General features: G+C 64.7%; 19 protein-coding genes and 1 rRNA gene. 2 read left to right on the top strand and 18 right to left on the bottom strand.

Features of this window, described 5'->3' with window-relative positions:
• Positions 1 to 31 precede the first annotated feature (31 nt).
• The 15 genes from ftsA to coq7 all read right to left on the bottom strand — a co-directional run bounded on the left by ftsA (position 32) and on the right by coq7 (position 17,318).
• The gene (gene ftsA / locus LJ656_RS15010) at positions 32 to 1,264 is read right to left on the bottom strand and encodes a cell division protein FtsA (RefSeq protein ID WP_075302960.1); all 1,233 of its coding nucleotides are present in this window, start codon (positions 1,262 to 1,264) and stop codon (positions 32 to 34) included.
• Between the two features lie 27 nt (positions 1,265 to 1,291).
• Positions 1,292 to 2,044, bottom strand: a complete 753-nt coding sequence (locus LJ656_RS15005; protein WP_230510204.1) for a cell division protein FtsQ/DivIB — start codon at positions 2,042 to 2,044, stop codon at positions 1,292 to 1,294.
• A 24-nt stretch (positions 2,045 to 2,068) separates the two neighbouring features.
• Positions 2,069 to 3,013, bottom strand: a complete 945-nt coding sequence (locus LJ656_RS15000) for a D-alanine--D-alanine ligase (protein WP_230510203.1) — start codon at positions 3,011 to 3,013, stop codon at positions 2,069 to 2,071.
• A 1-nt stretch (position 3,014) separates the two neighbouring features.
• A complete protein-coding gene (gene murC / locus LJ656_RS14995; RefSeq protein WP_230510202.1) occupies positions 3,015 to 4,418 on the bottom strand; it encodes a UDP-N-acetylmuramate--L-alanine ligase in 1,404 nt (467 codons plus the stop codon).
• On the bottom strand, positions 4,415 to 5,539 hold the full coding sequence (gene murG / locus LJ656_RS14990) for an undecaprenyldiphospho-muramoylpentapeptide beta-N-acetylglucosaminyltransferase (protein ID WP_230510201.1): 1,125 nt from the start codon (positions 5,537 to 5,539) through the stop codon (positions 4,415 to 4,417). Before murG ends, murC begins: the two co-directional genes overlap by 4 nt.
• Before the next feature lie 106 nt (positions 5,540 to 5,645).
• Positions 5,646 to 6,905 (bottom strand): putative lipid II flippase FtsW, encoded by a 1,260-nt coding sequence (ftsW, locus tag LJ656_RS14985; RefSeq protein ID WP_230510200.1) that lies wholly within the window; start codon positions 6,903 to 6,905, stop codon positions 5,646 to 5,648.
• Positions 6,902 to 8,413: a UDP-N-acetylmuramoyl-L-alanine--D-glutamate ligase gene (gene murD, locus LJ656_RS14980; protein ID WP_230510199.1), complete on the bottom strand. Its 1,512-nt coding sequence runs from the start codon at positions 8,411 to 8,413 to the stop codon at positions 6,902 to 6,904. The genes ftsW and murD overlap by 4 nt, the downstream gene beginning before the upstream one ends.
• A gap of 30 nt (positions 8,414 to 8,443) precedes the next feature.
• Positions 8,444 to 9,613: a phospho-N-acetylmuramoyl-pentapeptide-transferase gene (mraY, locus tag LJ656_RS14975; protein WP_230510198.1), complete on the bottom strand. Its 1,170-nt coding sequence runs from the start codon at positions 9,611 to 9,613 to the stop codon at positions 8,444 to 8,446.
• Positions 9,614 to 9,630: 17 nt separating this feature from the next.
• Entirely contained in the window at positions 9,631 to 11,043 is a 1,413-nt protein-coding gene (locus tag LJ656_RS14970; RefSeq protein WP_230510197.1) for a UDP-N-acetylmuramoyl-tripeptide--D-alanyl-D-alanine ligase, read from the bottom strand.
• A complete protein-coding gene (locus LJ656_RS14965) occupies positions 11,040 to 12,608 on the bottom strand; it encodes a UDP-N-acetylmuramoyl-L-alanyl-D-glutamate--2,6-diaminopimelate ligase (protein WP_230510196.1) in 1,569 nt (522 codons plus the stop codon). The genes LJ656_RS14970 and LJ656_RS14965 overlap by 4 nt, the downstream gene beginning before the upstream one ends.
• Positions 12,605 to 14,473, bottom strand: a complete 1,869-nt coding sequence (locus tag LJ656_RS14960; protein ID WP_230510195.1) for a peptidoglycan D,D-transpeptidase FtsI family protein — start codon at positions 14,471 to 14,473, stop codon at positions 12,605 to 12,607. The genes LJ656_RS14965 and LJ656_RS14960 overlap by 4 nt, the downstream gene beginning before the upstream one ends.
• Positions 14,470 to 14,820 (bottom strand): cell division protein FtsL, encoded by a 351-nt coding sequence (gene ftsL / locus LJ656_RS14955; protein WP_075302982.1) that lies wholly within the window; start codon positions 14,818 to 14,820, stop codon positions 14,470 to 14,472. Before ftsL ends, LJ656_RS14960 begins: the two co-directional genes overlap by 4 nt.
• The gene (gene rsmH, locus LJ656_RS14950) at positions 14,817 to 15,758 is read right to left on the bottom strand and encodes a 16S rRNA (cytosine(1402)-N(4))-methyltransferase RsmH (RefSeq protein WP_075302984.1); all 942 of its coding nucleotides are present in this window, start codon (positions 15,756 to 15,758) and stop codon (positions 14,817 to 14,819) included. Before rsmH ends, ftsL begins: the two co-directional genes overlap by 4 nt.
• 27 nt (positions 15,759 to 15,785) lie before the next feature.
• Complete coding sequence (gene mraZ / locus LJ656_RS14945) at positions 15,786 to 16,214, bottom strand: division/cell wall cluster transcriptional repressor MraZ (protein WP_013090620.1); 429 nt, start codon at positions 16,212 to 16,214, stop codon at positions 15,786 to 15,788.
• Between the two features lie 465 nt (positions 16,215 to 16,679).
• A complete protein-coding gene (coq7, locus tag LJ656_RS14940; RefSeq protein ID WP_230510194.1) occupies positions 16,680 to 17,318 on the bottom strand; it encodes a 2-polyprenyl-3-methyl-6-methoxy-1,4-benzoquinone monooxygenase in 639 nt (212 codons plus the stop codon).
• 305 nt (positions 17,319 to 17,623) lie between these two features.
• Between coq7 and LJ656_RS14935 the strand changes: the two genes are divergently transcribed.
• Positions 17,624 to 18,793 carry a porin gene (locus LJ656_RS14935; RefSeq protein WP_230510193.1) on the top strand — a complete coding sequence of 390 codons (1,170 nt, stop codon included), beginning with the start codon at positions 17,624 to 17,626 and terminating at the stop codon, positions 18,791 to 18,793.
• A 180-nt stretch (positions 18,794 to 18,973) separates the two neighbouring features.
• Here the strand turns inward: LJ656_RS14935 and LJ656_RS14930 are convergent, their stop codons facing one another.
• Both LJ656_RS14930 and LJ656_RS14925 read right to left on the bottom strand, forming a co-directional pair.
• Positions 18,974 to 20,647 (bottom strand): long-chain fatty acid--CoA ligase, encoded by a 1,674-nt coding sequence (locus tag LJ656_RS14930; RefSeq protein ID WP_230510192.1) that lies wholly within the window; start codon positions 20,645 to 20,647, stop codon positions 18,974 to 18,976.
• A 146-nt stretch (positions 20,648 to 20,793) separates the two neighbouring features.
• Positions 20,794 to 22,872 (bottom strand): molybdopterin-containing oxidoreductase family protein, encoded by a 2,079-nt coding sequence (locus LJ656_RS14925; protein ID WP_230510191.1) that lies wholly within the window; start codon positions 22,870 to 22,872, stop codon positions 20,794 to 20,796.
• A 195-nt stretch (positions 22,873 to 23,067) separates the two neighbouring features.
• Here LJ656_RS14925 and LJ656_RS14920 point away from each other — a divergent pair, with 195 nt between their 5' ends.
• Complete coding sequence (locus LJ656_RS14920) at positions 23,068 to 24,264, top strand: M20 aminoacylase family protein (protein ID WP_230510190.1); 1,197 nt, start codon at positions 23,068 to 23,070, stop codon at positions 24,262 to 24,264.
• Between the two features lie 262 nt (positions 24,265 to 24,526).
• Here LJ656_RS14920 and rrf read toward each other — a convergent pair.
• Positions 24,527 to 24,636 (bottom strand): 5S ribosomal RNA (gene rrf, locus LJ656_RS14915); the annotation flags it as partial.

Here is a 24,636-nt window from a genome sequence, read left to right as displayed (position 1 = left end):
CCGGCACCAGCGCGTATTTCGAAACCCGTGCTCAGAAGTTGCCGAGGAACCAGTCCTTCATACGCGAGAACACCTGGCCCATCGACCCCGACTGCACTGCAACCTTGCGCCCGCGCATGCGCTGCGAGCGTCCTTCGACGAGCAGACCCATCGCCGTCGAATAGCGCGGATTGCGCACGACGTCGGCGAGACCGCCCGCATATTCCGGCACGCCGATGCGCACCGGTTTCAGGAAAATGTCCTCGCCGAGCTCGACCATGCCGAGCATCATCGACGCGCCGCCGGTCAGCACGACGCCCGAACTCAGCAGCTCTTCGTAACCCGACTCGCGCACCACCTGCTGCACGAGAGAAAAGAGCTCCTCGACGCGCGGCTCGATGACCGCGGCCAGCGCCTGGCGCGACAGCGTGCGCGGACCGCGCTCGCCGAGCCCCGGCACTTCGATCATTTCGTCCGGATCGGCGAGCGCCTGCTTGGCGATGCCGTAATCGACCTTGATGTCTTCGGCGTCCGGCGTCGGCGTGCGCAGCGCCATCGCGATGTCGCTGGTGATCTGGTCGCCGGCGATCGGAATCACCGCGGTATGACGGATCGCGCCTTCGCTGAAGATCGCGATGTCGGTGGTGCCGCCGCCGATGTCGACCAGCACCACGCCCAGTTCCTTCTCGTCTTCGGTCAGCACCGCGAGCGACGACGCGAGCGGTTGCAGGATCAGATCGTTCACTTCGAGGCCGCAGCGGCGCACGCACTTGACGATGTTCTGCGCCGCGCTGACCGCGCCGGTGACGATATGCACCTTCACTTCGAGACGGATGCCGCTCATGCCGATCGGCTCGCGCACGTCTTCCTGACCGTCGATGATGAATTCCTGCGTGAGGATATGCAGCACCTGCTGGTCGGTCGGAATGTTGATCGCCTTCGCGGTTTCGATCACGCGCGCGACGTCCGCCTGGGTCACTTCCTTTTCCTTGATCGCCACCATGCCGCTCGAATTGAAGCTGCGGATATGGCTGCCGGCGATCCCGGTGAACACATTGGTGATCTTGCAGTCGGCCATCAGCTCGGCTTCCTCGAGCGCGCGCTGGATCGACTGCACGGTGGCTTCGATATTGACCACCACGCCTTTCTTGAGCCCCTTCGACTCGCTCTGGCCGAGACCGATCACCTCGTAATGGCCCTCGCCCTTCAACTCGGCGACGATGGCCACTACCTTCGACGTTCCGATGTCGAGGGCGACCAGCAGATCTTTATAGTCTTTACTCATAGCGTGCTCAGTGCGTGTGATGTCCGTTTACTTCTTGCCCTTGTCGGGTTCGCTGATGAAGCGCATGCCAGCGGCACGAATCGCGAAACCGTTCGGATAGCGCAAGTCCGCATACTCGATATCCTTCCCCCAACGTTGCGTGACCGCGCCCCATGCCGCGGTCAGGCGCCTGCTGCGATCGGCCAGCGTGTCCTGATTGCGCTCGCGCCCCAGCTCGACATGGGTGCCATTCGACAGCTTCACCGTCCACGCGTAGCGCGGCGACAACGTGACTTCTTCCGGCGTCGCGCCGAGCGGCGCAAACCACTTCTGGAAGTCGTGATAACGCGCGACGACTTCCTTCGCGGTGCCGTCCGGACCGTCGAACGCGGGCAGCTCTTCGTCGAGTTCGCCCTGGTTCGCGGTGAACAGCTCACCGTCCGTGCTCACCAGCTGATCGCTGCCCCACGTGCCCAGCGGTTTGTACTCCTCGAGCGTGACAGCCAATGCGTTCGGCCAGACCCGCCGCACGCTCGCGTGACGCACCCACGGCATCTGCTCGAACGCCTGCCGCGCGACGTCGAGATCGACCGTGAAGAAGTTGCCCTTCAGCTTGCCGACCACACCCGCGCGCACCGTCGGCGAATTGATGTGCTCGGTGTCGCCGTCGATCTGGATCGCGTGCAGCGCGAAGTTCGGACGCTGGATCAGCCAGTAAGCGCCCGCCGCCAGCAGCACGAGCACCAGCAACGCATGCAATGCGTTGGTGGCGAGATTGAGCTGGCGAACGTTGTTCCACATGGTGTTGCTTTCGGGTTGCCCCGGTTAGTCCTGCAACGTCAGCGCCAATACGCCGACAACCAGTTCCTGATAGCTGATGCCGACCGCGCGCGCCGCTTTCGGCGGCAGCGAGTGATCGGTCATGCCAGGCGCCGTGTTCACTTCGAGGAAATACGGGTTGCCCGCGCCATCCAGCATGAAGTCCGCGCGGCCCCAGTCGGTGCAGCCGAGCACGTCGAACGCGCGGCGCGCGAGCTGCTTCAGGCGCGCTTCTTCGGCTGCGGCGAGGCCGCACGGAATCAGGTACTGGGTGTCGTTGGCGACGTACTTCGCGTGATAGTCGTAGAACTCGCCGGCCGGCACGATGCGGATCACCGGCAGATCCAGATTGCCGGCGATGCACGCGGTGTATTCGCCGCCGCCTTCGATGCTCTTCTCGACCACCACGATGCGGTCGTACTTCACCGCTTCGAGCAGCGCGGCCGGCAACGCGTCCGCGCTCTTCACCTTGATCACCGCGACGCTCGAGCCTTCGCTGGCCGGCTTCACGAACAGCGGCAGACCGAGCTTCGCGACGATCTCTTGCGCGCGCGCTTCGTAGTCGTCGCCGCGCAGCACCGCTTCGAACGGCGGCGTCGGAATGCCGAGTTGCTGCCACACGAGTTTGGTGCGGAACTTGTCGAGACCGAGCGCCGAGCCGAGCACGCCGCTACCGGTGTAGCGGATGCCGTAAAAGTCGAGCGCGCCCTGGATCTGGCCGTTCTCGCCGTACCCGCCATGCAGCGCGTTGAACGCGCGCACGAAGCCTTCGTCCTTCAACGCGGACAGCGGCCGTTCGGCCGGATCGAACGGATGCGCGTCGACGCCCGCAGCGCGCAGTCCCTCCAACACCAGACGCCCGGAATTGAGCGACACCTCGCGCTCGGCGGAATTACCGCCGAGCAGCACCGCCACCTTGCCGAATTTTTTCGGATCGATACTGCTGCTCATCTCACACCTTCTGTTCCTGAGCGAGGCGACCCGGCACACCGCCGATCGAGCCCGCGCCCATCGTAATCACCACATCGCCATCGCGCACCACCGCGGACAGCGCGTCCGGCACTTCATCCACCGTATCGACGAACACCGGCTCGACCTTGCCCGCGACCCGCAGCGCGCGCGCCAATGCGCGGCCGTCCGCGGCGACGATCGGCGCTTCGCCGGCCGCATACACCTCGGTCAGCACCAGCGCATCGACGGTCGACAGCACCTTGACGAAATCCTCGAAGCAATCGCGCGTACGCGTGAAGCGGTGCGGCTGGAACGCCAGCACCAGACGCCGGCCCGGAAACGCGCCACGCGCCGCCGCCACCGTGGCGGCCATTTCGACCGGATGGTGACCGTAGTCGTCCACCAGCGTGTAGGCGCCCGCGGTGTTGCCGTCGCTGAATACGGGCACTTCGCCGTAGCGCTGGAAGCGCCGGCCGACGCCGTTGAAATCCGCCAGCGCTCGCTGGATATCGGCATCTTTCACTTCAAGTTCAGTCGCGATCGCAATTGCCGCCAGCGCGTTCTGCACGTTGTGCTCGCCCGGCAGGTTCAGCACGATGTCGAGCGGCGCCGCGTCTTCGCGCAGCGCGGTGAAATGCATGCGCCCTTCGCGCGCTTCGACGTTGACCGCGCGCACCTGCGCGTCGGCCGCCAAACCGTAGCGGATGATCGGCTTCGACACGAACGGCAGGATCTCCTTCACGTTCGGATCGTCGACGCACAGCACTGCAATCCCGTAGAACGGCAGACGGTGCGTGAATTCGATGAACGCCTGCTTGAGCCGCGCGAAGTCGTGCCCGTAGGTGTCCATATGATCGGCGTCGATGTTCGTAATGACTTCGATCACCGGGAACAGGTTCAGGAACGACGCGTCCGACTCGTCCGCCTCGGCGACGATGAAGTCGCCGGTGCCAAGGCGCGCATTCGCGCCCGCGCTGATCAGCCGGCCGCCGATCACGAAGGTCGGATCGAGCCCGCCGGCGGCGAGCACGCTCGCGACCAGCGAGGTCGTGGTGGTCTTGCCGTGCGTGCCGGCAATCGCGATGCCCTGCTTCAGACGCATCAGTTCCGCGAGCATCACCGCGCGCGGCACGATCGGAATGCGCCGATGGCGTGCTTCGAGCACTTCCGGGTTGTCGCTGCGCACCGCGGTCGAGACGACCACCGCGTTCGCGCCTTCGATGTTTTCCGCCGCATGGCCGATCGAGATGCGCGCGCCGAGTCTGGCGAGGCGTTCGGTCACCGCGTTGCCCGACAGGTCCGAGCCGCTTACCTGGTAGCCGAGATTGACCAGCACCTCGGCGATGCCGCTCATGCCGACGCCGCCGATGCCGACAAAATGAATGTGTTTGACGATGTGTTTCATTGCTTTCCTTCTGGGCTCACGCCCGCCATCGAACCCGCGCCCGCCACCGTCGCGCAGATCTGCGCGACCTGTTCGGTGGCATCCGGTTTCGCGAGCGAGCGCGAACGCTCCGCCATGAGCGCGAGACTGTCCCGCGTCTGGCTGCGCAACCAGTCGGCGAGTTTTTCCGCCGACAGATCGCGTTGTTGCACGACCAGCGCCGCGCCGTTGTCGGCGAGAAACGCTGCATTGGTGGTCTGGTGATCGTCGACCGCGTACGGGAACGGCACGAACAGCGCGGCGACGCCGACCGCCGAAATCTCCGACACCGTCATCGCGCCCGAGCGGCAGATCACCAGATCGGCCTGCTCGTAGGCGCTCGTCATGTCGTCGATGAACGGCACCAGCGTGACGTCGGCGCCCGGCTGCAAGCCGGCTGCCGCGTAGTTCTCGCGCAGCGCGTCGATGTGTTTCGCGCCCGCCTGATGCACGATGCGCGGCCGTTCGCCGGCGCCGAGCAGCGCGACCGCGCGCGGCACCACTTCATTGAGCGCCGCGGCGCCGAGACTGCCGCCGACCACTAGCACGTTCAGCGGACCGCTGCGCTGCGCGTAGCGTGCTTTGGGTGCATTCGCGCGCGCAAGTTCCTCGCGAATCGGATTGCCGGTCCACTCGCCGTGCGGCAATGCATTCGGAAACGCGACCAGCACGCGCTTCGCGAGTTTCGCCAGCACCTTGTTAGCCAGACCGGCAATCGAATTCTGTTCGTGCAGCACCAGCGGCCGGCCGCTCAGCGCGGTCATCAGACCCGCCGGGAACGTGATGTAGCCGCCCATGCCGAGCACCACGTCGGGCTTCACCCGGCGCAACACCGAGAAGCTCTGCGTGCACGCGCGCAGCAGATTGACCGGCAGCATCAGCTTGGTTTTGATGCCCTTGCCGCGCACGCCGCCGAAGCGCACGTACTCCATCGGAATGCCGTGCTTGGGCACCAACGTCGCTTCCATTCCCGCCGGGTTGCCGAGCCAAACGACGTTCCAGCCCCACGCCTGCATCAGATGCGCGACCGCGAGCCCGGGGAACACGTGTCCTCCGGTGCCGCCGGCCATCACCATCAGCGTGCGTTGCCGCGCGAGGGTCATACCTTCCCTCCACGCGATCGATTTTGGCTCCGGCCGCTGCGCTTAACTTCGCGCGCGTTGCGCACGAAGTTAGCCTTCGCCGAAATCGTGCGTTGCTGCATGGGGCTCATACCTTCCCCCCACGCATCAACACACGATTTTCATAATCCACCCGCATCAGCACCGCGATCGCCACGCAGTTCAGCACGATGCCCGAGCCGCCGTAACTGACGAGCGGCAAGGTCAGACCCTTGGTCGGCAGCAGGCCGAGGTTCACGCCCATGTTGATGAAGGTCTGCGCGCCGAACCAGATGCCGACGCCCTTCGCGACCAGACCCGCGAACGTGCGGTCGAGCGCGAGCGCCTGACGGCCGATCTCGAACGAGCGGCGCACGATCCAGTAGAACATCAGGATCACGACCAGCACGCCCACGAAACCGAGTTCCTCGCCGATCACCGCAAGGATGAAGTCGGTATGCGCTTCCGGCAGATAGTTGAGCTTCTCGACACTGCCGCCGAGGCCGACACCGAACCACTCGCCGCGGCCGAATGCGATCAGCGAGTGCGTCAGCTGGTAGGCCTTGCCCTGAGCGTAGCGGTCGTCCCACGGATCGAGATACGCGAAGATCCGTTCGCGCCGCCACGGCGACGCCCACACCAGCAGCGTGAAGGTGCCCACCGCGGTCGCCACCAGGCCGCCGAACAGCTTGCCGTTCACGCCGCCGAGAAACAGCACGCCCATCGCGATCGCGGCGATCACCATGAACGCGCCCATGTCCGGCTCGAGCAGCAGCAGCATGCCGACGAGCCCCACCGCGACGGCCATCGGCAGAAAGCCCTTCGCGAAGCTGTGCATGTATTCCTGCTTGCGCACCGTGTAGTTCGCCGCGTAGATCGTCACCGCGAGCTTCATGATTTCAGACGGCTGCATGTTCGTGATGCCGAGCGGAATCCAGCGGCGCGCGCCGTTCACGCCCTTGCCGACGTGCGGAATCAGCACGATCACGAGCGCGACCAGTGAAATCAGAAACAGCTTCGGCGCGTACTTGTCCCACGTCGAAATCGGCACGCGGAACGACACCACGCCGATCACCGAACCCATCACGACGAAGATGATCTGGCGCACGAGGAACGCCCAGTCGCGGTACGACGAGTACTTCGGCGAATCGGGCATCGCGATCGACGCCGAATACACCATCACGATGCCGAGACCCAGCAGCGCAACGACCACCCACAGCAGCGAGTGGTCGTAGTCGAGCATGCGCGAGCGCAGCGGCCGCACGCCGTTGACCGCGCTCGCCAGACCGCTGCCGCCGCCGCGCGTGGAGCGCGTCGCGCCGCCGTTGCCGGCGGCCTCGCGCGAGCCGAAACGTTCCGACCAGCTCATATCATCGTCCCCCGTTCGGCCGCGATTTCTTCGACCGTGCCGCGGAACACCGCCGCCCGGTGCGCGTAACCCTTGAACATGTCGAAGCTCGCGCACGCGGGCGACAGCAGCACCGCGTCGCCCGGCTGCGCAATTGCAGTGGCCGCGCGCGTCGCTTCTTCGAGCGTCGCGTGATCGGTCATCGCGATGCCGGTGTGTTCGAGCGCCGCGCGAATCTGCGGCGCGTCGCGGCCGATCAGCATCACCGCGCGGCACCAGCGCATCACCGGCGCGGCGAGCGGCTCGAATGCCTGGCCCTTGCCGTCGCCGCCGGCGATCAGCACGATGCGCTGCGCGAGACCGTCGAGCGCGGCAACCGTCGCGCCGACGTTGGTGCCCTTGCTGTCGTCCACGTAGTCGATCCCGTCGATCGACGCGATCAGTTCCACCCGGTGCGGCTCGCCGCGATACTCGCGCAGGCCGTGCAGCAGCGGCGCGCCGGGCAGGCCGACCGCGCGCGCGAGCGCGTACGCGGCCAGCGCGTTGGCGGCGTTATGCAGCCCGCGAATGCGCAATGCGTCGGCGGGCATCAGGCGCTTCAGTGCGATATCCGGCGTCGCGGCCGCTTCGTTCTTGCGACGCCGCTTCGGCGCCGGTTCGTCGCTCGCGTCGCGGTCGTGCGCGAGCGCCAGCCAGACCATTCCGTTGTCGCGCAGCAGACCGTAGTCGCCAACGTTGTGCGGCTCGGTCACGCCGAACGTGACGACCTCGGCGTCGCCGGCCGTGTCCGCCAGCGCCATCACACGGGCGTCGTCGCGATTGAGCACGCGCATGGTCTGTGTACCGAAGATGCGGCCCTTCGCGGCCGCGTATGCATCGAGCCCGCCGTGCCAGTCGAGGTGATCCTGCGTGATGTTCAGCACCGCCGCCGCATCCGGCGTAAACGTGTGCGAGGTCTCCAGCTGGAAGCTCGACAGTTCGAGCACCCAGACGTCGGGCAGCGCGGTCTGGTCGATCGCATCGCTGAGCTTGTCGAGCAGCGACGGGCTGATATTGCCCGCGACCGCGACCTTCTTGCCCGCGCGTTCGCACAGCAAGCCGGTCAGGCTCGTGGTGGTGGTCTTGCCATTGGTGCCGGTGATCGCGATCACCTTCGGCGCGTAGCCCGACTCGCCGAGCGTGCGCAGCGCCTGCTGGAACAGTTCGAGCTCGCCCCACACCGCAATGCCCTGCTCGCGCGCGGCGCTGATCAGCGGCAGCAGATCGGCGGCGAGCGGCGACAGCCCCGGGCTGATCGCGACCAGTTCGACGCCTTCGAGCAGCACCGGCGAGAACGGGCCGCCGACGAACTCGGCATCGACCCGATGTGCTTCGAGCGCCGACAGGTTCGGCGGCACCTCGCGCGTATCGGCCACCCGCAGCCGACAGCCGTGCCGCGCGCACCAGCGCGCCATCGCGAGACCGGATTCACCCAGTCCCAGCACGAGCACCATCGGCTTTTGCCGATCCCGAAACTTCTCGCCGAACATCGCCTTCCCTTTCTAGACTTCGCGCGCCGCTCAACGCAGCTTGAGTGTGGACAAACCGAACAGACACAGCATCAACGTGATGATCCAGAACCGCACCACCACCTGGGTTTCCTTCCAGCCGGACAATTCGAAATGGTGATGCAGCGGCGCCATCTTGAAAAAGCGCCGCCCTTCGCCGTAACGGCGCTTGGTGTATTTGAACCACGTGACCTGCAACATCACCGACAGCGTTTCGGCGACGAAAATGCCGCCCATGATGAACAGCACGATTTCCTGGCGCACGATCACCGCGACGGTGCCGAGCGCGCCGCCTAGCGCGAGCGCGCCGACGTCGCCCATGAACATCTGCGCCGGGTGCGTGTTGAACCACAGGAACGCGAGCCCCGCGCCGCCCATCGCCGAACAGAAGATCAGCAACTCGCCCGCGCCGGGAATGTGCGGAAACAGCAGGTATTTCGAGTAGACCGAGCTGCCCATCACGTACGCGAACACGCCGAGCGACGCGCCGACCAGCACGACCGGCATGATCACGAGGCCGTCGAGGCCGTCGGTCAGATTCACCGCGTTGCTCGCGCCGACGATCACGAGATACGTGAGCACGATGAAGCCCCACACGCCGAGCGGATAGGTGATCGACTTGAAGAACGGCACCAGCAGGTCGGCGCGCGCTGGCAGGCCCATCGACAGGCCGCTGCGCACCCACGCCATGAACAGATCGAAGACCCGCACGTTGTTCGCCTCGGATACGCTGAACGCGAGGTACACCGCCGCGAACAGGCCGATCACCGACTGCCAGAAATACTTCTCGCGCGACGACATCCCTCGCGGGTCCTTGTAGACGACCTTGCGGTAATCGTCGACCCAGCCGATCACGCCGAAGCCGAACGTGACGAGGATCACGATCCAGATGAAGCGGTTGGTCAGGTCGGCCCACAGCAGCGTCGCGACGCCGATGCCGAGCAGAATCAGCACGCCGCCCATGGTCGGCGTGCCGGATTTGACGAGGTGGGTTTGCGGGCCGTCCTTGCGCACGGCCTGGCCGACCTTCATCGCGGTCAGCTTGCGAATCACCGCCGGGCCGCAGACGAGCCCGATCAACAACGCGGTGATGGTCGCCATCACCGCGCGAAACGTCAGATAACTGAACACGCGCAGGAAGGTTGCGTCATTCTGCAGCCATTGCGCCAGCGCCAGTAGCATGCTTCGGTCCTTCTATTTCAATGTGCGGCGGGCGTGTTGCCCGCAGCGTTGGGTTGTGGACTCGTAACGGCGTCCACCACGCGCTCCATCTGCATGAAGCGCGAGCCTTTCACGAGAAGCGTTGCGGCCGCGCCGAAGCCGGCCTGCTCGAGTTGCGCGACCAGCGCGCCGACCTCGGCGAAGTGCTGCGCGGTTGTGCCGTATGCGCTGCACGCGTCGCGCGATGCGTCGCCGAGCGCATACAGCGCGTCGATACCGCGCTCTTTCGCGTACGCACCGATTTCGCGGTGAAACGTCGGACCGTGGTCGCCGACTTCGCCCATGTCGCCCATCACGAGCACACGCGGCGACGCGCGCGATGCGAGCACGTCGATTGCCGCGCGCATCGAATCGGGATTCGCGTTGTAGGTGTCGTCGATCACGGTCGCGCCGGCCAGCGTGCCGAGCACCGCCTGCTTGACCTGCAAACGGCCCTTCACCGGGCCGAACGATTCGAGACCGCGTTTGATCGCATCGAGCGATACGCCGGCGGCCAGCGCGGCCGCGGTCGCGGCCAGCGCGTTGTGCGCGTTGTGGTCGCCGAGCACCTGCAGCGTGATGTCGAGATGGCCGTGCGGGGTTTCGACGCTCAGATGCTTGCCGTCGAAGCGGCCCGTCACCGCCGCTTGGGTCGTGCGCTCCGCGTTGTTCAGCGCGAAATCCATGATGCGGTTGCCGGTCGCCGCGACGCGCCAGATGCTCGCGTACGCGTCGTCGGCCGGGAACACAGCCGTGCCTTCGGGCGACAGCGCGTGAATCACGCTCGCATGTTCGAGCGCGACCGCTTCGACGGTCGCCATGAATTCCTGGTGCTCGCGCTGCGCGTTGTTGACGACGGCGACCGTCGGCTCGGCGAGCTTCGCGAGCAGTTCGGTCTCACCCGGATGATTCATCCCGAGTTCGACCACCGCGAGCCGATGCGCGGCGTGCAGACGGAACAACGTCAGCGGCAGGCCGATGTCGTTGTTGAAATTGCCGGCGGTCGCGAGGCGCGCATCCGCGCCGACCGCCGCGGCGAAGATCGACGCGATCATTTCCTTGACCGTGGTCTTGCCGTTGCTGCCGGTCACCGCGACCAGCGGCAATTCGAACTGGCGACGCCAGCCGCGCGCCAGCGCGCCGAGCGCGACCCGCGTATCGGCGACGCGCAGCGTCGGCACATTCCAGTTCTCCGGCGTGCGGCTTGCCAGCACGGCCGCGACGTTGCGCGCGGCCACTTGCGGCAGGAACTCGTGCGCATCGAAGCGCTCGCCCTTGATCGCGATGAACAGATCGCCCGGGCCCGCGCTGCGGCTGTCGGTCGACACCCGTTCGAAGCGCACGCTGTCGTCGCCGACTACCGTGGCGCCCGGAATTTGCGCGGCGGCCGCGCGCAGCGAGAACATGCTCATTCGCCACCTCCGCGTGCTTGCGTGGCCCGCGCGGCGAGTGCGAGGCGAGCGTGGTCCTGATCGGAGAAAGCGCGTTTCTTGCCCATGATTTCCTGTGTGGCTTCGTGGCCCTTGCCGGCCAGCACGATCACGTCTTCGCGCGCGGCGCCGCGGATCGCTTGCAGGATCGCGCTCGCGCGGTCCTCGATACGGCGCGCCTTCGACGCGTCGTGCATGCCTGCCGCGATCTGTTCGATGATCGCGAGCGGATCTTCGCTGCGCGGGTTGTCGCTGGTGATGACGAGGCCGTCAGCGAGGCGCTCGGCGATCGCGCCCATCAGCGGACGTTTGGTCGCGTCGCGATCGCCTCCGCAACCGAACATGCAGATCAGTTCGCCGCCGCGCGCGGTCGCGATCGGGCGCAATGCTTCGAGGGTCTTTTCGAGCGCGTCGGGCGTGTGCGCGTAATCGATTACAACCAGCGGTTCGTCGTTTTGCAGCCGGCCGCCGAGACGTTCCATGCGGCCGTTCACCGGTTCGAGCTTGGCGAGTTCGGCCAGCGCCGCGTCGAACTTCGCGTCGGCGGCGAGCAGTGCGCCGAGCACCGCGAGCAGATTGCTGACGTTGAACAGACCCAGCGTCTGCACCTCGACTTCGGCGTTGCCCCAGTCCGAGGTGTCCAGATGAAACGCGGTGCCGGTCGCGGTCGCGCGCACGTTCGACGCCAGCAGCCATGCGTCGGCCGGCGGCATTTGCTGCATCTGCTGCGCGGTGCCGGCCGGCGCCGGATCGACGCCATACGCGATCGTGCGCGCGTGGCCTTGCGTGCTCGCGAGCAGACGGCGACCGGCGGCATCGTCGCGATTGATCACGGCCGCGCGCAGTTCCGGCCACGCGAACAGGCGCGCTTTCGCCGCTTCGTATGCGTCGAAGGTGCCGTGGTAGTCCAGATGGTCCTGGGTCAGATTGGTGAACACCGCGATATCGAACGCGGTGCCGTTCACCCGCCCCTGATGCAGCGCATGCGACGACACTTCCATCGCCACCGCCTGCGCGCCGGCGTCGCGCAACTGCGCGAGACTGCGTTGCAGTTGCGGCGCGTCGGGCGTCGTGAAACCGGTGTGCGCGAGCTGGCCCGGAAAGCCGCTGCCGAGCGTACCGACGATCGCGCAGCGCGTGCCGAGCGCCGACAGCGCCGACGCGATCCACTGGCTGCACGAGGTCTTGCCGTTGGTGCCGGTGATGCCGACCGCGAGCATCGCGTCGCTCGGATCGCGATACCACGCGCTCGCGATCGTGCCGGCGAGTTCGTTCAACGCGGGCACCGGCTGCGCGACGGCCGCATCGAGCGTGCCGCTGAAACCTTCGGGCTGCACCAGCACAGCGGCCGCGCCGCGTTCGAGCGCGGCGGCGATGTGCGGGCGGTTATCGGCGCCGTCGACCGCGTACGCAAAAAAGCCGTCGCCGGCCGCGAGCGTGCGGGTGTCCGCGTGCAGATGCGCGCCCGGCTGCAGGCGCGCCCGCAGCCACGCGAGAGCGTCGGCGACCTGCCGGTGCGCTGGGTGTTGCTCGCGCAGCGCGCTCATCGCTCGACTCCTGGGTGATTCTTCGTGTTGGCGGAAATGGTCATCTTTTTCACGCCGGCATTCGGGGGCTGCTTCTTCGCCTGAGCCTGGGTGGCCGGCGCGCCGGGCGCGGCCGGCGCCGAGTCGTCGGACACCACCATCTGCTTGACCGGCATGTCCGGCGGCACGTTGAGCGCGCGCAGCGTATCGCCGACGATGCCCGAGAACACCGGGCCGGACACCTGGCCGCCGAAGTGGCTGCCGGCGGTCGGCTCGTCGACCGACACCGCGACGACGATGCGCGGATTCGGCATCGGCGCCATGCCGACGAAGGACGCGCGGTATTTGGAGTGGTCGTAGCCGTGCGGACCGTGCTTGTACGCGGTACCGCTCTTGCCGCCGACGCGATAGCCGGGCACCGCCGCGTCCGGCGACGTGCCTTGCGCGGACACCACGGTTTCGAGCATCGCGCGCACCTGGCGCGCGGTGGTCGGCGAAAAGATCTGCGGACCGGTGGCCGGCTGGTCGCCCGGCGTGTGGAAGATCGTCACCGGCATGATTTCGCCGTCGTGCGCGATCGCGGTGTACGCGCGGCCGAGCTGGAACAGCGACACCGACAGACCATAGCCGTACGACATGGTCGCCTGCTCGATCCGGCGCCAGTTTTTCCACTGCCGCAGGCGGCCCGCCGCCGCGCCGGGGAAGCCGACCTTCGGCGCCTGCCCGAGACCGATGCTCGTATACATATTCCACATCTCTTCCGGGCGCAGCTGCATCGCGATCTTGGTCGCGCCGATGTTGCTCGACTTCTGGATCACGCCGCCGACCGTCAGCACGCCGAAGCCGGCGTCGTCGGTGATCGGCGCGCCGTCCAGCACGAAGTGGCCGTTGCCCGTATCCACCAGTGTATTCGGCGTCACGCGATGCAGGTCGAGCGCGAGCGACACCGTGAACGGCTTCATGATCGAGCCCGGTTCGAAGGTGTCGGTCAGGATGCGGTTGCGCAGCTGGTCGCCGGTCAGGTGCGAGCGGTCGTTCGGGTTGTAGGTCGGGTAATTGACGAGCGCCAGCACTTCGCCGGTGCGCACGTCGATCACCATTGCCGCGCCGGCCTTCGCTTTGAACTTCTCGACCGCCGCTTTCAGGTTCGTGTACGCGATGTACTGGATCTTGCTGTCGATCGACAGATCGACGTCCTTACCGTTGTGCGGCACGACCTGCTCGTCCACATCCTCGATGATGTGGCCGATCCGGTCCTTGATCACGCGACGGCTGCCCGACACGCCCGCCAGCAGCTTCTGGTCGCCGAGCTCGACGCCTTCCTGGCCTTCGTCCTCGACGTTCGTGAAGCCGATCAGATGAGCGGTGATTTCGCCTTCCGGATAGAAGCGCTTGTATTCGTCGCGCGCGTAAATGCCGGGGATTTCCAGCGCGGTGACTTTGGCCGCGACGTCGACCGGCACCTGGCGCTTCACGTAGACAAAGGTCTTGTCTTCCGACAGCTTCCTGCGCAACTCCTTGTCGCTCATGTCGAGCAGCTTGCCGAGCGCGGTCAGCTTGTCCGCGCCGAGATCGTCCGGCACGGACTCGGGAATCGCCCAGATCGCGCGCACCGGCAGGCTCGTCGCGAGCACGAGACCGTTGCGATCGAGAATCTTGCCGCGCGTGGCCGGCAATTCGAGGCGGCGCTGATAGCGGATTTCGCCCTGCTTCAGATAGAACGCGTTACCCGGCCCCTGAATCCAGAACGCGCGCGCGGCCAGCGCGACGAACGCCATGAACAGCAGGAACACGACGAGTTTCGAGCGCCACATCGGCAGACGCACCGACAGGATCGGATTGGCCGAAAAAGCGACGCTCTTGTGAGCCGACGACGATTTTTTCATCGCGCGCCTCCGCGACGGGTCGCGACCGGCGCCGAGGCCGGAGCGGAAGTCGGAATCGGCGCGTCCTGCGCCTTTGCGGCGCCCGCGTCGAGCGTCAGGTACTGGGTGCGGCCGGTGGTAACCGACTGCATCTTCAGCGACGCAGTGGCGATCTGCTCGATGCGCGAGGTCTTCGACAGCGCGCTCTGCTGATATTGAAGCTGCGAATAGTCCTGCTGCAGCTGGCGCTCCTGAGATTGGGCGCGCTGCAACTGGATAAAGATCTGACGCTGCTGATTGGTCGCATTGACGACCGACAAGGCACAGCCCATCACGATGATCAGCAGGAAGATATTGAGGCGGTTCATGGCGCGATCCGCTCCGCCACGCGCATCACGGCAGAACGGGAGCGCGGGTTGTCGGCGACTTCAGCGTCGCTCGCGAACACGCGGCCGATGATCTTGAGCGGCGGGCTGGGCAGGTCGACCGCGCGAATCGGCAGCCGGCGGTCGACCGCCGGCGTGCTCGCGTGCGCCTGCATGAATCGCTTGACGATCCTGTCCTCGAGCGAATGAAAGCTGATGACCACCAGCCGCCCCCCTTGCTCCAACAACGACAATGCTGCTTCTAGAACGACTTGCAGCTCCGCAAGCTCTTGATTGACGTGAATCCGTATAGCCTGAAAGGTGCGGGTTGCCGGGTCCTTGCCCTTCTCACGGGTTTTGACGACGTTAGCCACGATTTGGGCAAGCTCGCCCGTGCTGACGAGAGGCCCAAGACGGTCGGACTCTGCCCGGCGAGCAACAAGCGCCTTTGCAATCTGAAAAGCAAACCGTTCTTCCCCATAATCTCGTATCACCTCCGTCAGTTCCTGCACCGTGGCCCGCGCGAGCCAGTCCGCCGCGGACTCGCCGCGCGTCGGGTCCATCCGCATGTCGAGCGGGCCTTCGGCGCGGAAGCTGAAGCCCCGCTCCGGGTCGTCGATCTGCGGCGACGACACGCCCAGATCGAGCAACACACCCGACACACGCCCTACGCCGCGCTCCGCCATCGCCGAGCGCAGTGAAGCAAAACTCTCGTGCACGATCGCGAAGCGCGGATCCGTGATCTTTTGCGCCGTCGCGATCGCGAGCGGATCCTTGTCGAACGAGATCAGCCGACCCGCTTCGCCCAGCCGCTCCAGCACGAGGCGGCTATGACCGCCACGGCCGAAGGTGCCGTCCACATACGTGCCGTCGGCGCGTGTGACCAGCGCATCGACCGCTTCGTTGAGCAGCACCGTGCGATGCTGCAATTCGTTTCCCATCGCAGATGCCATAAAGTTAAGCCGCGATCAGAACGTGAAGTCTTTCAACGCGTCGGGCATGCCCTCGGCGATCGCCGCCTGTTCCTTCGCGGCGTAAATCTGGGCATCCCACAACTCGAAGTGACGCCCCATGCCGAGCAAGGTCACTTCCTTCTCCAGCGAACCGGCCGCGCGCAGCTCCGGCGACACGAGCACGCGGCCTGCGCCGTCCATATCCACATCCATTGCGTTGCCGAGAAAAATGCGCTTCCACCAGGCTGCGTTCATCGGCAGCTTGTCGACCTTGTCGCGAAAGATTTCCCATTCGGGGCGCGGAAACAGCAACAGGCAGCCGTCCGGGTGCTTGGTGATCGTCACCCGGCCCTCTGCCTGTGTCTGCAGCGCATCCCGATAGCGAGAGGGAATCGACATCCGCCCTTTCGCATCGAGCGTCAGCGCCGACGCCCCTTGGAACACTTCGCTCTCCCCTCTCGCGACGCTGTTGCGCCGGCTTCCCGATTCGTGAAAATCTACCCGAAAGTGCCACTCAGATCACACAAAAATACACTTTCTCACACTGTCTCCCACTTTAGAGGAACGCTAAACACGGGTCAAGGGAGCCGACGGGTTTTCGGGCGGATTTTGTTTGCTAGAACAAGGACTTAGCGCGTCCTCTTCACATCAGACATAAAACGGAAAACCGTTATAAATGAATGAGCTAGTGAAGCTTGTGAAGGTGATACGTGAAAAGTGCGGGGGAACAGCGCGGATTGAAAGGAATCGTTAAGCCGGTTTGGAAGGATTCAGGCGGGGCTGCGGGAACGGTGAGAGCGGCGCGCGCGGCGCCGTCGCCCTCCTGTAAAACTCGTGCTGGCGAGCGCGCCGCGCGGACCTCGGAACGCCGTGTTCAGCGGCGAGTTCCGCGTTTCAGCACGTTTCAGCTCATATGTAATATGCGGTGCGCGTCATCACCTTGGACATCGCCCGCATCAGCGCGCGCGCGGGGAACGGCAATTCGATACCGCCCGCGTCCATTGCGGACTTGCCGTGGTGCGCTTCGTCGATACGCATCTGTTCGACGATCGCGCGCGATTCGTGGTCGGCGGCGGGCAATTGTTCGAGGTGGCTGTCCAGATGCTGTTCGACCTGGCGCTCGGTTTCGGCCATGAAGCCAAGACTCACGCGGTCACCCATGCGTCCAGCGGCCAGACCGATGGCCAGCGCGCCGGCGTACCACAACGGATTGAGCAGACTCGGACGCGAGTCGAGCGCTTCGAGGCGCTTCGCGGTCCACGCGAGATGATCTTCTTCCTCGGTCGCCGCGTGATCGAACATCGCGCGTATCGACGGCGAGCGGGTCGCGAATTTTTGCGCCTGATAAAGCGCCTGCGCGCACACCTCACCGACATGATTCACGCGCATCAAACCAGCCGAATGCGCGCGCTCGGCCGCCGACAATTCTGGCGCCTCGGCCAGCGCCGCGGATGCCTGCGGAACCGGCAGCGGACGACTCATCCGCGACACGCCCGTCAGTGAGCGTAAACCCCGATCAAACTCGCTAATCAACTCGTCCAGCAACATAAAGCACTCCGTGATCCGACAACTGGCCGATCGATCCGGATGCTCCGCGCGACAAGGCTTTGCGTCGCAAAACCGGCTGCACGGAAAGCTCGAATCCGCATGAAATTGGCGACCAATTCCGGATTTTAGACCATGTTGCGTAAACGAAACAGGCGCTGTCCCGCGGGTCTCCTTTTTCTTTGTCCCATGTATGCCTTTTGTTACATTACGTGGCAACTTCTCGCGAAGTTGGAATAGCAAGGCCCTCAGCGCTAACTAAATATTTCGCCTTGTACAAAAGATTCGTAATCCTTGGAGATCATTCGATGAAAAAGTCGCTTCTCGCTCTCGCAGCATTGGGCGCATTCGCAGGCGTCGCACATGCTCAGAGCAGTGTGACCCTGTACGGTATCGTCGACGTTGGTATCAACATGAACACCAACTCGGGCGGCTCGCATAAGTACGATATGTCCAGCGGCGTGCTGCAAGGCTCGCGTTTCGGCCTGCGCGGCACGGAAGATCTGGGCGGCGGTCTGAAGGCCCTGTTCGTGTTGGAAAACGGCTTTGACGTGACCAACGGCTCGCTCGGCCAGAAAGGCCTGATGTTCGGTCGTCAGGCATACGTCGGTCTGGGCAGCCAGTTCGGCACGGTCACGCTGGGTCGTCAGTACGACTCCGTGGTCGACTACGTCGGTCCGTTCGAAGCGGGCGACCAGTGGGGCGGCTACATCGCTGCTCACCCGGGCGACATCGACAACTTCAACAACGCGTACCGCACCAACAACACGGTCAAGTACACGAGCGCGAACTACGGCGGCCTGACGTTCGGCGGCACGTACAGCTTCGGCGGCCAGGCAGGCAACTTCACCGGCAACCAGATCTGGTCGTTGGGTGCTGGCTACAACAACGGCCCGTTGGCATTGGGCGTCGGCTATTTGAACGCACGCACGCCCGCAGCTTCGGGCGGCCTGTTCAACAACGGCGGCACGATCGCGGCACCGGCCGCGGCAGTGACGAGCACGGTGTACTCGGGCTTCACGTCGGCTAACACGTACCAGGTCATCGGTGCAGGCGGCGCATACACGTTCGGCGCAGCAACGATCGGCCTGACGTATTCGAACATCCAGTTCGGCAACCTGGGCAAGACCTTCGCATCGCCGTTCGCGGGCCAGAAGGCTACCTTCAACAACGCCGAAGTCAACTTCAAGTACCAGTTGACCCCGGCACTGCTGGTTGGCGCAGCGTATGACTACACGCGCGGCGACCAGATCGAAGGCAACTCGCGCGCTCAGTACCATCAGGGCGCACTGGGCGTGGATTACTTCCTGTCCAAGCGTACCGACGTCTACCTGATCGGCGTGTACCAGCACGCTCTGGGCGATACCGTGACCACGACTGGCCGCGTTGTCGAAGCAACGGCAAACATCAACGGTCTGACGGGCTCGACGACGAACAACCAGTTCGCCGCGCGCGTCGGTATCCGTCACAAGTTCTAATAAGTCGTAAATACGCAGTTGTCTCAAAGGCGCCTTCGGGCGCCTTTTTTTATGCGCGGCGTTTGCGCGCGTGACGCCGGAAATGGGCGAGAAAAAAGCCCGGCGCACTTTCGTGCGCCGGGCTTTACGGTACTCCTCGGCGATGAGCGCTTCGGAGCGCTTAGGTGCGCTCAGATGCGCTTACGCCCTGCCGTCGCGCAACTCGCGGCGCAGAATCTTGCCGACATTGCTCTTGGGTAGCTCCGTGCGGAATTCGACCAGCTTGGGCCGCTTGTAGCCGGTCAATTGCGTTTTGCAGTACGCGAAGATCTGGTCGTCGGTCAGCGACGGATCTTTCTTCACGACGAACAGTTTGACCGCCTCGCCCGAGTGCTGGTCGGGCACGCCGACCGCGGCGACTTCGAACACGCCCGGCAGTTTCGCGACGACGTCCTCGATCTCGTTCGGATAGACGTTGAAACCGGACACCAGAATCATGTCCTTCTTGCGATCGACGATCTTCACGAAGCCGTCGGCACTCATCACGCCGACGTCGCCCGATTTGAAGAAGCCGTCCGCGGTCATCACCTTCGCGGTCTCGTCCGGACGATTCCAGTAGCCGGCCATCACCTGCGGGCCGCGGATGCAGATCTCGCCGGCCTGGCCGGGCGGCACTTCGTTGCCGTCGTCGTCGCGAATCGAGATTTCGGTGGACGGCAGCGGCAGGCCGATCGTGCCGCTGTATTCGGTCGCGGTGACCGGATTGCAGGTCACGCACGGCGACGTTTCGGACAACCCATAACCTTCGACGATCGGCGTGCGCGTGAGCTCGAACCAGCGCTTCGCGACCGCTTCCTGCACGGCCATGCCGCCGCCGTTCGCGGTCAGCAGCTTCGAGAAATCGAGCTTGTGGAAATCGGGGCTGTTCAACATCGCGTTATAGAGCGTGTTGACCGCGGGAATCGTCGTGATCGCGTAGCCTTCGAGCGACTTGATCATGCCGGGGATGTCGCGCGGATTCGGGATCAGCACACCGAGACCGCCGGTGCGGATCGTCAGCAGACCGCACACGGTGAGCGCGAACACGTGATATAGCGGCAATGCGACGACGGTGATGAACTGTTTGATATCGGGGCGATTCTCGCGTACCGGATTGAGCCACACTTCGGACTGCAACACGTTGGCGATCAGGTTCCGGTGCAGTAGCGTCGCGCCCTTGGCCACACCCGTCGTGCCGCCGGTGTACTGCAGAAACGCGATGTCGTCCGGACCTTGCTGGACCGGCTTGAAGGTCGCGCGCGCACCTTGCGCGACTGCGTCGTTGAACTTGATGTGGCCGGGAAGATTCCACGCCGGCACCATCTTTTTCACCTTGCGCACGACGAAGTTCACGAGCGGTCCCTTGATTCCCATCAGGTCGCCCATCGCCGCGACGACGATATGCTTGACCGGCGTGTTACGCGCGATCGCCTGCAAGGTGCCGGCGAAATTCTCGAGCAGGATGATCGCTTCGGCGCCGCTGTCCTTCAGTTGATGCTCGAGCTCGCGCGGCGTATAGAGCGGATTCACGTTCACGACCACATAGCCCGCGCGCAGAATCGCGGCAATCGCGACCGGATATTGCAGCACGTTCGGCATCATGATCGCGACGCGGGCGCCGCGCGCGAGCCCCTTCGACTGTAGCCACCCGGCCAGATTGCGCGACAGTGTGTCGAGTTCCCCGTAACTCATTTCCTTGCCCATGCAGACGAACGCCGGCTTCACACGGTGTTCGCGAAAGGCTTCCTCGAGCAACTCGGCTACCGACGCATAGCGGGTCGGGTCGATCTCTGCGGGAACGCCCGGCGGATAAGATTTCAGCCAGATTTTCTCCATGCAGCGTCTCCTGAATTATTTTCGAATGGTCGTGCTAAAAACGCATCGTAGCATGGGCAAATTCCTGCTAATGGCGAAAGCGACGAGGTTAGACTGCGGCCTCGAACCAACGGGACCGGGACACAAGCTCGATGTGCAGCGTGCTTTCAGGCTCGCTCGACTTCGACGAGGCAGTCATAAAACGTCGCCGAACCGCCCAGGTCGGTGAGCGCCTGGCTCGTCAGCTGGTTCGCGTTGCGGCCGTCCGGCGCGAGCTTTTTCCACCAGATCGACAAGCCGACGACGAGCCCCTCGCGCGCGCGGTCGGTGACGCGGGCGCGCGCTTGCATCGAGCCGCGATCGTTGAAGATGCGCACCTGCTCGCCATCGGCGATGTTGCGCGCATGGGCGTCGGCCGGATGGATGTCGAGGTGTGGCTCGCCTTCCGTCGCCCGCAAACTTTCGATGTTCACGAAGGTGCTGTTCAAGAAGTTGCGCGCTGGCGGTGAAATCATCGCGAGCGGGTAGCGCGCCGCGAGTTCCGGTGCGCCGTCGGCCGACTCGTAAGGCGGCAGGTAGTCGGGCAGAGGGTCGAGGCCCTGCCGCGCCAGACGCTCGCTGTAGAACTCGCATTTACCGGACGGGGTGCGGAAACCGCCCGCGGCGAACGGCGCGTCGGGCAGCTTGAGGCGGGCCCAGCCGTTCTGTTTCAGCGTCGGCCAGTCCACGCCGTCGAGCAGTTTGTCGTCCCAGCGGAACGCGGCCTGGGCAACGGCTTCGTCGCTGTCGAATAGCGCGGGCTCGGTGAGTCCCATCCGGCGCGCGAGGCCGCGGAAAATTTCGGTGTTCGGGCGCGCGTCGCCAATGGGCGCGACCGCGGGCAGGTTGGCCATCACGTAGGTGTGGCCGTATGACTTCTGCACGTCGAGATGCTCGAGCTGCGTCGTGGCCGGCAACAGCAGGTCGGCGTAGTCCGCGGTGTCGGTCTGGAAATGTTCGAGCACGATCGTGAACAGATCGTCGCGCGCAAAGCCGGCCGCGACCCGCTCGGAGTCGGGCGCGACCGCAACGGGATTCGAGTTATAGACGACGATCGCTTCGATCTTCGGGCCGAACGTCGCGTCGCCCGGATGCAGCAACGCGTCGCCGATCGCATTCATATTGACGACGCGGGCGGGTTTCGACGGCCAGCCGGGCATCAGGTCCGGGCGCTGCAGTGCATGCGAATCGACCGGCGCCCAGCCGCTCGATGACAGCAAGGCCCCGCCCGAGCGCTCCCGCCATGCGCCGGTCAGCGACGGCAGACAGGCGATCGCGCGCACCGCGTTGCCGCCGCCGCGCACCCGCTGCAGACCGTAGTTCAGACGAATCGATGCTTTTTTCGTGCTGCCGTAAAGTCGCGCAAGTCCGGCGATCACCGGCTCTTCGACCCCGCAGATTTCGCTAACCCGCGCCAGCGGATAACCAAGCGCACGGGCCTTCAATTCGGCGAAACCCAGCGTGTGCGCGGCGATGTAGTCGTGGTCGAGCAGGTCCTCGGTGATCAGCACGTTCATCATGCCGAGCGCGAGGGCGCCGTCGGTGCCGGGTTTCAGCGCGATGTGCTGATGGCATTTCTCCGCGGTGAGCGAGCGATACGGATCGATCGCAATCAGACGCGCGCCACGCCGCTTTGCTTCCTGAGCCCGGCTCCAGAAATGCAGGTTCGAAGCGATCGGATTGGCGCCCCAGATCAGGATCACGTCGCTCTCCGCGAAGAACTCCGTGTGCATCCCGATGCTCGCGCCGTACGTGTATTTCAATCCGGCGGCGCCCGCCGCCGCACAGATCGTGCGATCGAGTTGCGACGCGCCGAGCTTGTGAAAGAAGCGTTGCGCGATGCTATCGCCCTGCACGAGGCCCATCGTGCCCGCGTAGCTGTACGGCAGGATCGCCTCCGGCGCGCGGCGTGCGATTTCCGCGAGGCGGCTGGCGGCGAGTTCGAGCGCTTCGTCCCAACTGATCGGCGCGAAACGGCCCTCGCCTTTGCGGCCGATGCGTTTCATCGGCGTCGTCAGCCGGCTCGGATGATTGACCCGGTCCGCGTAGCGGCTGACCTTCGTGCACAGCACGCCCTGCGTGGGCGGATGGTCAGGATCGCCGACAACCTTGATCGCCCGCCCGTTGTCGACGGTCACGCGCATCGCGCAGGTGTCGGGGCAATCGTGCGGGCACACGGCGCGCGCAAATTCGGTCGGGGCGTTCATCGGCAATTTGTCCTGGTGAGCGGTGCGCCGTCAGTGATGGGGCAAGACAGAATTTTATTACGCCAATCGTCCCCCGGCCCGGGTGGTGCCGCCAAAAAGGCCTTCGGCGTAGAATGAATTATCCTAAGTGCCCCCGGCCGACCGGCCCCGGGGCGATCCCACGCAAGTCAAGCGCAAACGCATCCTCACGCCATCATGAAACTGATCCCCGAAATCCAGGCCGCGCGCGGCGAAATCCAGACCCTCCGACGAACCATCCACGCCCATCCTGAACTGCGCTATGAAGAGACGGCGACGGCCGATCTGGTCGCGCGCACGCTCGAGTCGTGGGGCATCGAGACGCATCGAGGACTGGGCAAAACCGGAGTGGTCGGTGTGTTGAAGCGCGGCAACAGTTCACGCGCGATCGGCCTGCGCGCCGATATGGATGCGTTGCCCATTCAGGAGCTGAACAGCTTCGATCATCGCTCGCAAAACGAAGGCAAGATGCACGCTTGCGGCCATGATGGGCATACCGCGATGCTGTTGGGTGCCGCGCACTATCTGGCGAAGCACGGCGATTTGGACGGCACGATCGTGTTCATTTTTCAGCCCGCCGAAGAAGGCGGCGCCGGCGCGCAGGCGATGATCGACGATGGCCTGTTCGTCAAATTCCCCGTCGATGCGGTGTTCGGCATCCACAACTGGCCGGGCATGCCGGCCGGACACTTCGGTGTCACGGAAGGGCCGATCATGGCATCGAGCAACGAATTCCGCATTGAAATCAAAGGCGTCGGCGCGCATGCCGCGCTGCCGCACAATGGTCGCGATCCTGTCTTTACCGCGGTCCAGATCGCCAGCGGACTGCAGAGCATCATTACTCGCAACAAGAAACCGCTGGATACCGCGGTCTTGTCGATCACGCAGATCCATGCCGGCGACGCCGTCAACGTCGTGCCTAACGACGCGTGGATCGCTGGCACCGTGCGCACCTTCACCACCGAGACGCTCGATCTGATCGAGTCACGTATGCGCAAGATCGCGGCAAGCACCGCTGATGCGTACGATTGCTCCGTCGAGGTTCACTTCCACCGCAACTACCCGCCGACGATCAACAGCAGTGAGGAAGCGCGCTTTGCCGCGTCCGTGATGAAAGAGATTGTCGGCGCGGAAAACGTCGACGATGCGGTCGAGCCCACGATGGGCGCCGAAGACTTTTCCTTCATGCTGCTGGTGAAGCCCGGCTGCTATGCCTTTCTGGGCAACGGCGATGGCGGCCACCGCGATGCAGGCCACGGAGCGGGCCCTTGCATGCTGCACAACGCGAGTTATGACTTCAACGACGAGCTACTGCCGGTCGGATCGACGTATTGGGTTCGATTGGCGCAGAAGTTTCTAGCGCAGGCCAATTAACCGGAGACAGACGTACAGACGGATGCATGTCCTGCCCGCAGCTCAGTGGCTTGTCCGCGCGCTGGCCAGAACGAAGCTGTAGAGCACGAGAGCCGCGTCGACCGTATGTGTATACGATCGACGCCGGCGTCCGGTACAGACGCCGTCAAGGAGTGGAGATTCCCGGTTCACGCTCTTCGAACTGAGCTCGAACAGCCGCGTAAACGCCAGAACCCCGGCGCTCTTTCGGAGACACCGGGGTTCTGGACGTACAGCATGAGGAGCCTGACGATTACCTACTTTCACACGGGCAATCCGCACTATCATCGGCGTAGAGTCGTTTCACGGTCCTGTTCGGGATGGGAAGGGGTGGGACCGACTCGCTATGGTCAT

Origin of the sequence: Paraburkholderia sejongensis, from assembly GCF_020880815.1 — a bacterium.
GTDB classification, from domain to species: Bacteria; Pseudomonadota; Gammaproteobacteria; order Burkholderiales; family Burkholderiaceae; genus Paraburkholderia; species Paraburkholderia sejongensis.
This window is presented reverse-complemented; position numbering and strand designations above follow the sequence as displayed.